This is a genomic window from Catellatospora coxensis, from assembly GCF_016862635.1.
GTDB classification, from domain to species: Bacteria; Actinomycetota; Actinomycetes; order Mycobacteriales; family Micromonosporaceae; genus Catellatospora; species Catellatospora coxensis.
This window is the reverse complement of sequence record NZ_BONI01000020.1, coordinates 103906-113218: the sequence shown is the minus strand read 5'-3', so window position 1 is coordinate 113218 and position 9313 is coordinate 103906. Positions and strand designations below refer to the sequence as shown.

The 9313-nt window shown below is 71.9% G+C and carries 8 protein-coding genes; 5 read left to right on the top strand and 3 right to left on the bottom strand.

The features are described from left to right. Window positions 1–9: 9 nt before the first annotated feature. Window positions 10–780, bottom strand: coding sequence for a phosphotransferase (locus Cco03nite_RS14380; protein WP_203692565.1), 771 nt, complete (start codon window positions 778–780; stop codon window positions 10–12). Between the two features lie 156 nt (window positions 781–936). On the opposite strand from Cco03nite_RS14380, the gene Cco03nite_RS14375 reads away from it, so the two are divergent. Beyond that, window positions 937–1479 carry an RNA polymerase sigma factor gene (locus Cco03nite_RS14375; RefSeq protein WP_203692564.1) on the top strand — a complete coding sequence of 181 codons (543 nt, stop codon included), beginning with the start codon at window positions 937–939 and terminating at the stop codon, window positions 1477–1479. Between the two features lie 11 nt (window positions 1480–1490). Next, entirely contained in the window at window positions 1491–2513 is a 1023-nt protein-coding gene (locus tag Cco03nite_RS14370; protein ID WP_203692563.1) for a CU044_5270 family protein, read from the top strand. Window positions 2514–2640: 127 nt separating this feature from the next. Here the strand turns inward: Cco03nite_RS14370 and Cco03nite_RS14365 are convergent, their stop codons facing one another. Next, the gene (locus Cco03nite_RS14365; protein ID WP_203692562.1) at window positions 2641–3348 is read right to left on the bottom strand and encodes a hypothetical protein; all 708 of its coding nucleotides are present in this window, start codon (window positions 3346–3348) and stop codon (window positions 2641–2643) included. Window positions 3349–3432: 84 nt separating this feature from the next. Between Cco03nite_RS14365 and Cco03nite_RS14360 the strand changes: the two genes are divergently transcribed. The 3 genes from Cco03nite_RS14360 to Cco03nite_RS14350 are packed head-to-tail and all read left to right on the top strand — an operon-like array spanning window position 3433 to window position 7917. Then, window positions 3433–6081: a valine--tRNA ligase gene (locus tag Cco03nite_RS14360; RefSeq protein WP_203692561.1), complete on the top strand. Its 2649-nt coding sequence runs from the start codon at window positions 3433–3435 to the stop codon at window positions 6079–6081. Between the two features lie 35 nt (window positions 6082–6116). Then, window positions 6117–7439 carry a bifunctional folylpolyglutamate synthase/dihydrofolate synthase gene (locus tag Cco03nite_RS14355; RefSeq protein WP_203692574.1) on the top strand — a complete coding sequence of 441 codons (1323 nt, stop codon included), beginning with the start codon at window positions 6117–6119 and terminating at the stop codon, window positions 7437–7439. 22 nt (window positions 7440–7461) lie between these two features. Continuing rightward, window positions 7462–7917: a DUF4233 domain-containing protein gene (locus Cco03nite_RS14350; RefSeq protein WP_203692560.1), complete on the top strand. Its 456-nt coding sequence runs from the start codon at window positions 7462–7464 to the stop codon at window positions 7915–7917. Here the strand turns inward: Cco03nite_RS14350 and Cco03nite_RS14345 are convergent. Beyond that, window positions 7914–9242: a VOC family protein gene (locus Cco03nite_RS14345; RefSeq protein WP_203692559.1), complete on the bottom strand. Its 1329-nt coding sequence runs from the start codon at window positions 9240–9242 to the stop codon at window positions 7914–7916. The genes Cco03nite_RS14350 and Cco03nite_RS14345 overlap by 4 nt on opposite strands. Between the last annotated feature and the right edge of the window lie 71 nt (window positions 9243–9313).

Here is a 9313-nt window from a genome sequence, read left to right as displayed (position 1 = left end):
GTATCCGGTTCAAGCGCGTAGCAGGTCCAGGAGACGAATGGCCTGAGCCTTTACCGTGCCCGGCGGGTTGCGGTGGGCGGACCGGCCCTCGGTCAGCACAAGCCGGAGCCAGAACATCGCCCACAGCCGCCGGCCCGCGCGTAGGCGGTTGCCGTCCACGTCGAATCGTGCGCAGAACGCCTCGGTGTCCGTCGTGCGCAGGGACAGATGCTCGGACAGGACTGCCAGTTCCATCGCGCGATCGGAGACCGCGGCATCCTCGAAGTCGACGATGCGCACCCGGTTGCCGTCCCACAGGTAGTTGGGCAGGTTCGGATCACGATGCCCGATGACCGTCGCGGCCGGTGGCCGGCTCAGCAGCTCCGGATCGGGGCCGTCCCACCAGGACACAGCGGCGTCGTACGCCGCGGCGGCGATGACGTTGTCAGGTCGCGGCCCCTCCGTCAGCCGCCGGGCGAAACCGAGGTCGTCGGACCACGGCCAGGCCTCGGCCAATTCGTCGTGCGGTATGCCCCACAACCGGGTGAGGGCCGCGCCGAGCGCGAGTGACTGGGCGGTGCCGAGTCCGCCGGAGAGCGGCTCCCCGGGCAGGAGTGACATGGTCACCGTGGGCGGGTCTGCGGTGAGGTCGGCGTCCAGGGGTTCGGGCGCCAGGTCGGGTTCGTGCCGGTGGACCAGCCGGAGTGCCGTCCACTCGCGGAGAGGCTCATCTCGGTCCCAGGAGACGTAGCGCTTCGTGAGCCGCGTCCCGTCGACCGTCACATCATGGGTATGGACCACGTCCGTGACGCTATTCGATGCTGAGCCCCGGTGGTGTCCCGCCGCCCGCGGGCGCAGGCGTCCCCCCTCGGCGCGCGGTTCTCGAATCCGCCGGTAATCATCGAGCCGCCGCCGACACAAGCAGGGTGACGATCGCCATCGCAGTAGGGAGTTCGCATGGGCCCGCCGCCCGGCCGCGACGAAGGCTGGTTTACCAAGATCTACGACGACCACTACCAGCAGATCCTCCAGTACGGCAGGCGTCGCCTGGCCGACGGCGACGGACCGGCCGAACTCGCGCAGGAGGTGTTCGCGGTCGCCTGGCGCCGGCGCGATGAGGTGCCCGACCGTTGCCTGCCCTGGTTGTACGGGGTGTCTCGTCGGCTGCTGGCCAACCAGTGGCGGGCTCGCCGGTCCGCCGGCCGGCAGGTGCCGATCGCCGAGGCGGACGCCCTGCGGGAGCCCGGCTCGGCAGGTGCCGACGCGACCCTGGGGGTGGCCGACGTCCGGGCCGCCATGCGTTCGCTGTCCGACCTGGACCAGGAGATCCTCCGCCTGATCGGCTGGGAGGAGCTGACGGTCGCCGAGGCCGCGCAGGTGCTCGGCTGCAGCCGTACGACCGCGGCGGTGCGGCTGCACCGTGCCCGGGGACGGCTCACCGCCGCCATGTCCGCCCCGCTCACCCCGTCCCTGCCACACCGCAAGCTGGCCCGATCGTGAAAGGACCTGAGATGTTCGGAGTACAGCGCACCCGTACCCTGCTCGGCCCTGCCGACCCGGCACGTGGCGCGCCGCCGGAGGCGCCCCGGCTCTCGGCGGCCGAGTTGATCACCTGGGCGGAGGCGACCGCCGAGCCGAACGCCGGGCCGGCAGCCGTGCGCCGCGACGCCCGGCTGCCGCGGCGCATGGTCCTCGCGACCGGGGCGATCACCCTGGCTGCGGGTGCCATGGCCGTGATCGCGGCGTCGGAGGTGCTCGTCGAGGTGGAGCCGGGCCCGACCGATCCGCCTGGTGCGGCGGCGGGCCGGGTGCTCGTGCCGGTGGCGTACCAGCCGGGCACGGACGAGGCGGCGGGGCCCCGGCTGCGGGCGCTGGCAGACACGCTGGTGGACGCGGCGTACGAGAACAGCGTGGGCAGGTTCACCTACCACCGGAGGCAGGTGTGGGGTGATCCCGTGATGACGTCGCCCGATGGCCGTTTCTCCGTCGCCTTCTCCGAGGAGACGGAGGTCTGGTGGGCGGCCGGCGAGCCGGGTCGGCAGACCACCGTCATGGGGGAACGCGAGTACCCGGACCAGGCATCACGTGACTACTGGGCAGGCCGCCTGCAGGTCTCGGCCACTGCCTCGGCCGACGCCCTCACGCTGCCGCCGTTCGAGCCGGCGGCGCTGCCCTCGACGCGGCCGGAGCTGTCCAGGATGCTCATGACCGAGCTGGGGGCCGCCGGTGCCGTCGGCAAGCAGACCAGCAAGGTCTTCGGCCGGTACGCCGTCGCGCGGCAGACCCGCGCGGAGATCCTGCGCATCCTCGCCGACGTGCCGGGGTTCCGCTGGCGGGGCGAGGTGACCGACCGGGCGGGCCGCGACGGGCTGGCTGTCACGTTCGACGACCGCGAACACGGCCAGCAGCACCTGCTGATCTTCCACCCCCGCACGGGGGAGTTGCTCGCCTGGGAACTGCTGACCCTCGGCCCGGTACGCATGAACGCCTACGTGCTGATCCTCGAGACCGGCCGTACCGACCGCCTCGGCTGATCGTCGCCTGCCGGGCTGCCTACGGGCGGCCCGGCGGGCACCCACCGGCCGCTATCGATCATGAAGTTATGGCAGCGACACGCCGTCGAACCGTGCCATAAGTCCATGATCAACGCGGAGGGCGGGGTCAGGGGCGGGTGAGGGTGGTGGTGCGGATGGTGGTCATGAGGGGGGCGGCTTCGGCGGGAGTGCGGCCGGGGAAGAGGGCCAGGGCGAGGCTGCCGTGGTCGGCCCAGCCGCAGACGGCCATCTTGCCGTCGGGGGCGTCGGCGGCGCCGCACTTGAGGACGCCGCCCAGGTCGCCGGGGTCGTACTCGGTGAGGCCGGTGACGCCGCCGGTCTCGTCCTCCATCAGCTTGAGCACCGTGTCGAGTTCGCGTTCGGGGCTGAACATGGTGGTGGTGCCGCCGAAGACCATGACACTCTTCGCCGCGCCCTCGGCCGGGTCGGTGTAGATGCCGGTGGCGGTCGTGTCGAGCTCGATGTCGGCGGCGAGCGCGGTCAGCAGGTAGCCGGCGGTGTCCTTGGCCGCGGGGCTGTCGTCGCGGACCATCGCGCCGATCTTCTCGGGCATGGTGAGCTTCGCGTCGTTCTGCTGGGTGATCCGGATCAGCGTGGGGCCGAGCGTGAACGCGGCCGCGACCGCGCCCGCGCCGAGCACGGCCATCGCGGTGAGGGTCCAGCGGCGGCGTTTGCTGTGCGCGGCGGGCTCGTCCGCGGGCTCGGCCGGGTCAGGGCCGGGCATCAGGCGCACGGCCGGCCGGGCGTACTGCGGGATCTCGACGGCTTCCGGCGCCGCCGATTCCTGGCGTACCTTCGCGTCCTGCTCTGACATGTGCCCACCTTCCGCCGACTCGCGGAGCCTAGCAAGCGATGGCCTGCCAGCGGTGGACCCAGCAGCGCTTCGTAGACTTGGCGGGTGACCGAACACAGCCAGCAGCCGCGCGAGCCGCGCGCCCCGTCCTCGTCCGAGCTTGCCGCCGCGTACCAGCCCGGCGAGGTAGAGCAGCGGCGGTACGAGCAGTGGGTAGCCGCCGGTCACTTCGACGCCGACGCGAAGAGCGACAAGCCGCCGTTCGCCATCGTGATCCCGCCGCCGAACGTGACGGGTTCGCTGCACGTGGGCCACGCGCTCGATCACACCATTCAGGACTCGCTGATCCGCCGCAAGCGGATGCAGGGCTTCGAGGCGCTGTGGCTGCCGGGCATGGACCACGCGGGCATCGCCACCCAGAACGTGGTGGAGCGCAAGCTCGCCGCAGAAGGTCTGTCGCGTCACGACCTGGGCCGCGAGATGTTCGTGGAGCGGGTGTGGCAGTGGAAGGCCGAGTCCGGCGGCGCGATCCTCGGGCAGATGCGCCGTCTCGGCGACTCCGTGGACTGGTCGCGCGAGCGGTTCACCATGGACGAGGGCCTGTCGCGGGCCGTGCAGACCATCTTCAAGAAGCTGTACGACGACGACCTGATCTACCGCGCCGAGCGCATCATCAACTGGTGCCCGCGCTGCCTGACCGCGCTGAGCGACATCGAGGTGGAGCACAGCGACGACGAGGGCGAGCTGGTCTCCATCCGGTACAGCGACGAGATCGTGGTCGCCACCACCCGCGCCGAGACGATGCTCGGTGACACCGCGGTGGCCGTGCACCCCGACGACGAGCGCTACAAGCACCTCATCGGCACCGAGGTGGAGTTGCCGCTGACCGGCCGGCGCATCCCGATCGTGGGCGACGCGCACGTGGACCCGGCGTTCGGCACGGGCTGCGTGAAGGTGACCCCGGCGCACGACCCGAACGACTTCGAGATCGGCCAGCGGCACAACCTGCCCTCGATCACGATGATGGACGAGCGGGCGATCATCACGGTGCACGGGCCGTTCCTGGGCCTGGACCGGTACGAGGCCCGCCCCGCCGTCGTCGCCGCGCTGCGCGAGCAGGGGCGGATCGTGGCGGAGAAGCGCCCGTACCTGCACGCGGTGGGGCACTGCTCGCGCTGCAAGACGACGGTCGAGCCGCGGCTGTCGCTGCAGTGGTTCGTCAACACCGGCCCGCTGGCCAAGGCCGCCGGGGACGCGGTGCGCGACGGCCGCACCAAGATCGAGCCCGCGGAGCTGTCCAAGCGTTACTTCGCCTGGGTGGACAACATGCACGACTGGTGCATCTCGCGCCAGCTGTGGTGGGGCCACCGCATCCCGGTGTGGTACGGCCCGGACGGCGAGGTCGTCTGCGTCGGCCCCGACGACGAGGTGCCGAGCGGTGACGGCTGGCGGCAGGACGAGGACGTGCTCGACACGTGGTTCTCCTCGGCGCTGTGGCCGTTCTCGACGCTGGGCTGGCCCGAGCAGACCGCCGACCTGGCGAAGTTCTACCCGACCAGCGTGCTGGTCACCGGCTACGACATCCTGTTCTTCTGGGTCGCCCGGATGATGATGTTCGGCCTGTACGCGATGAAAGAAAAGGACAGCCCTTCGGCAGTGCCTTTCAAGACCGTGGCGCTGCACGGCATGGTCCGTGACCAGTACGGCAAGAAGATGAGCAAGTCGTTCGGCAACGTCGTCGACCCGCTGGACTGGATCGAGCGCTTCGGTGCCGACGCGACCCGGTTCACCCTGGCCCGCGGCGCGAACCCGGGTTCGGACGTGCCGGTCAGCGAGGAGTGGTGCCAGGGCTCGCGCAACTTCTGCAACAAGCTCTGGAACGCCACCCGGTTCGCCCTGATCAACGGCGCGCACACCGACGGCGAGCTGCCCACGCAGCTGTCGACGATCGACCGCTGGATCCTGTCCCGGCTGCAGCACACCATCACCGAGGTCGACGAGTACTTCGAGAACTACGAGTTCGCGAAGGTCTGCGACAGCCTGTTCCACTTCGCCTGGGACGACGTCTGCGACTGGTACGTGGAGCTGGCCAAGCCGGTGCTGACCGGCGACGACGCCGCTGCGGCCGAGCGCACCCGCCGGGTGCTGGGGCACGTGCTGGACCAGCTGCTGCGCCTGCTGCACCCGGTCATCCCGTTCGTCACCGACGAGCTGTGGTGCGCTCTGAACAAGGCCGAGGGCGACGCCTCGGTGATGGTCGCGGCGTGGCCGGCGGCGAACCCGGCGCTGGTCGACGACGCGGCCGAGGCGGAGCTGGAGACGCTGCAGCGGGTCGTCACCGAGGTGCGCCGCTTCCGCGCCGACCAGGGCCTCAAGCCGGGTCAGCGGGTGGCCGCGCAGCTCGACGGGCTGGCCGCCGCGGGCATCGCCGCGCACGAGCCGCTGATGCGCTTCCTGGCCCGGCTGGACGTGCCCGGCGACGGCTTCACGGCCACCGGCACGGTCGCGGTCGCCGGCGGGGTGACGGTGTCCCTGGACACCCGGGGCAGCATCGACGTGGCCGCCGAGCGGGCCCGCCTGACCAAGGACCGGGCCGCCGCGGAGAAGGAGATCGCGCAGGCCACGGCGAAGCTGGGCAACGAGGGTTTCCTGGCGAAGGCGCCGGAGCAGGTCGTCGCGAAGCTGCGCGAGCGGCTCGCCACGGCGCAAGCCGACGTGACTCGCATCGACGCGGCGCTCGCGCAGCTAGGGTGACATTCGTGAGCTCTTCCGCTCAAGACGGACAGGACATGTCGTACGCCGAGGTGGAGGCCGCGCTGGACCGGCGCGGCTTCACCCGGATGGTCTTCGACCTCGGCCGCATCGAGGACCTGCTGGACGTGCTCGGCAGCCCGCAGCGGGCGTACCCGTCGATCCACCTGACCGGCACCAACGGCAAGACGTCGACCGCCCGCATGATCGACAGCCTGCTGCGCGCGCACGGGCTGCACACCGGCCGGTACACCAGCCCGCACCTGGAGACGGTCCGGGAGCGGATCAGCCTGGACGGGCAGCCGGTCGACGAGGAGCGCTTCGCCGCGGTGTACGCCGAGGTCGGGCCGCTGGCCGAGCTGATCGACGCGCGCAGCGACGAGCCGCTGACGTACTTCGACATGACCACCGCGCTGGCGTTCGCGACGTTCGCCGACGCGCCGGTGGACGTGGCCGTGGTCGAGGTCGGCCTCGGCGGCGCGGAGGACGCGACCAACGTGATCCAGGCCGGCGTCGCCGTGATCACGCCGATCGGGCTGGACCACACCGAGTGGCTCGGCGACACGATCGCCGACATCGCGCTGGCCAAGTCGGGCATCGTGCACGAGGGGGCCACGCTGATCTGCGCGCTGCAGCCGGAGGAGGCGATGGAGCCGATCCTGGAGCGCTGCGCCGAGGTCGGCGCGACCGTCGCCCGGGAGGGCAGCGAGTTCGGCGTCATCGAGCGCAACCTCGCCCTCGGCGGGCAGGTGCTGACGCTGCAGGGCCTGGGCGGGGTGTACGACGAGATCTTCCTGCCGCTGCACGGCGCGCACCAGGCGCAGAACGCGGCCGTGGCGCTCGCCGCCGTCGAGGCGTTCCTCGGCGCGGGCAAGAACAAGCAGCTGGAGCTGGAGCTGGTGCGGGAGGGCTTCGCGTCCGCGTCCTCGCCGGGGCGGCTGGAGCGGGTCCGCAACGCGCCGACGGTGCTGGTCGACGCCGCGCACAACCCGCACGGCATGGCCGCCACGGTCGCGGCGCTGACCGAGGAGTTCTCCTTCCGACGCCTGGTGGCCGTGGTCGCCATGCTCGGCGACAAGGACGCCGAGGGTGTCCTGGAGCTGCTGGAGCCGGTCGTCGACGAGCTGGTGTGCACCCGCAACTCCTCGCCGCGGGCACTGCCCGGGCAGGAGCTGGCGGCGGTCGCCGTGGAGATCTTCGGTGAGGACCGGGTGCACGTGTACGACGAGCTGCCCGACGCGATCGAAGCCGCGGTGACCCTGGCCGAGTCCGACATCGACGCCGGCATCAGCGGCGTCGGCGTACTGATCACCGGCTCCGTGGTCACCGTCGCCGACGCCCGGAAGCTGTTCCAGCGATGAACCGCCGGGGCGAGGAGCGGGGATGACCGAGCACAGCCACCCGAACGAGGCCGGCGCGGGGACGACACCGGAGGGGCCGGCCGGGCACAAGCCGGGCGAGGCCCGCGAGCGTGAGCTGCAGCTGAGCCTGGGCGGCAAGCCCAGCGGCCTGCGCAACCCGTCCCGCGCGGTGCGCGGCCTCGGCGCGGGCACGCTGGTGCTGGAGGCGCTGGTGCTGCTGCTCGCGCTGATGCCGATCTGGGTGCTGCGCCCCCCGGGCGGCAGCATGGCGGCGGTGACGGTCGCGCTGGTCGCCGTCGTGGTGTCGATGGCGCTGACCGCCACCCTGCGCTTCCCGTGGGGCTGGCACCTGGTCTCGGTGTTCCAGGTGGCCCTGCTGCTGCTGGGGTTCCTGCACTGGGCGTTCGCCGTGGTGGGCGTCGTGTTCGGGCTCACCTGGGCGTACGTGCTGTACGTGCGGCGGACCGTGGCCCGCTAGGCGCGCGCCTTCCACTCGATGACCGCGATGCCGTGGCCGTCGGGGTCCTTGAACGAGGCCGCCCACAGTTCGAGGCGCTCGCCGTGGTTGACGACCCGGGGGGCGTAGGTGAACCTGACCCCGCGCACCTTCAGCTCCCGGTAGATCGCGTCGATGTCGCCGACCTCCAGGTTGAGGTGCACGTGCCGGCGGTTGACCGGGGCCAGCTCGGGGGTGGTGCGCAGCACGAGCCGGGTGTCGCCGGAGGCGAGCACCAGGTTGCCGGGCCCGCCGTCGATCTCGTAGAAGCCGAGCAGGTCGTGGTAGAAGGCGCGGGAGCGGTCCAGGTCGGTGACCAGCAGCGTGATGCCCACGCCCTGGATCGACCCGGCCGAGGCGGGGCGGGCGTGCGGTGACGAGACGAGCAGATCGTCGATGCCGGCTCCGGACGGGGGCGGCAGTGCCACGGGCCCGGTGAGTTTGTCGGAGATCGCGGGCGCGGCCGGTTCCGGCACGTCCGCGAAGTCGATCACGTCGATGGAGGCGAAGTCCGGCGACTCCTCGTCCATCGGGGTGCGGGGTCCGGGCACGTCGCCGCTGTACAGCTCGCCCTCCAGGACGGCGACCGGCGCGGGCTCCTCGCGCGGCGCGGGCGGGCGGCGGTGCGGGCTCGGCTGGCGGCGGGGCAGCGGATCCGCCACGGGCACCGCGTCGAGGTCGACCGGGTCGTCGTCGCGGAAGCCGGCGTAGGTGTCGTCGGACCCGTGGTGGTCGTCGTGGCCGGGGTCGCCGTAGTGGCCGAGGTCGTCGTCGTGGTGCGGGCCGTCGAAGTGCGGATCGTCGTAGTCGTCGCCCGGGTCGTGGTAGAACTCGTCGTCGCCGTGGTCGAACGCCTGCTCGTAGCGCTCGCCGTGGGTGCCGACCTTCTCCCACTGGATCTTGATGCGGCGTGCGTCCGCGACGGCGACCAGGGCGGGCAGCGTGTCGCCCGCGTCCGGCCACTTCAGCACGGGAACCCGCGGGTCGTTCATGATCACAGTCTGGCCGGGGTGGCCCGGCGCGTCGACCAGCACCTGCATCTCGCAGCGGCCGAACTCGGCGCTCAGCGGCGGCTCGGAGGCCTTCACCACGTGCACCGTGCCCGCCACGTACGCCTTGTCGGCGCCGAGCATCGACGCGGTGGTCAGCAGGGCCACGGCGACGACGACCATCGCCGCGCCGACCGCCCCCAGCGGCCAGCTGCCCAGACCCGCGGACATCGAGATGACGAACAGACCCAGCGCGCCGAGGCACACGGCGGTGGTCACCCGGCCGGGCCGGACCGGTTTGCGCCCTAACCGTGCCAACGCGTGCCTCCCCGAGCGCTGTGTGCACGACCACAGCGCGCCGCCTCCCCGCAACGCTGTGTCTTCAATCC

Coding starts and splice junctions, on each gene's coding strand:
- Cco03nite_RS14375 (WP_203692564.1), top strand. CDS start 937: ATGGGCCCGCCGCCCGGCCGCGACGAAGGCTGGTTTACCAAGATCTAC.
- Cco03nite_RS14370 (WP_203692563.1), top strand. CDS start 1,491: ATGTTCGGAGTACAGCGCACCCGTACCCTGCTCGGCCCTGCCGACCCG.
- Cco03nite_RS14365 (WP_203692562.1), bottom strand. CDS start 3,348: ATGTCAGAGCAGGACGCGAAGGTACGCCAGGAATCGGCGGCGCCGGAA.
- Cco03nite_RS14355 (WP_203692574.1), top strand. CDS start 6,117: ATGTCGTACGCCGAGGTGGAGGCCGCGCTGGACCGGCGCGGCTTCACC.
- Cco03nite_RS14350 (WP_203692560.1), top strand. CDS start 7,462: ATGACCGAGCACAGCCACCCGAACGAGGCCGGCGCGGGGACGACACCG.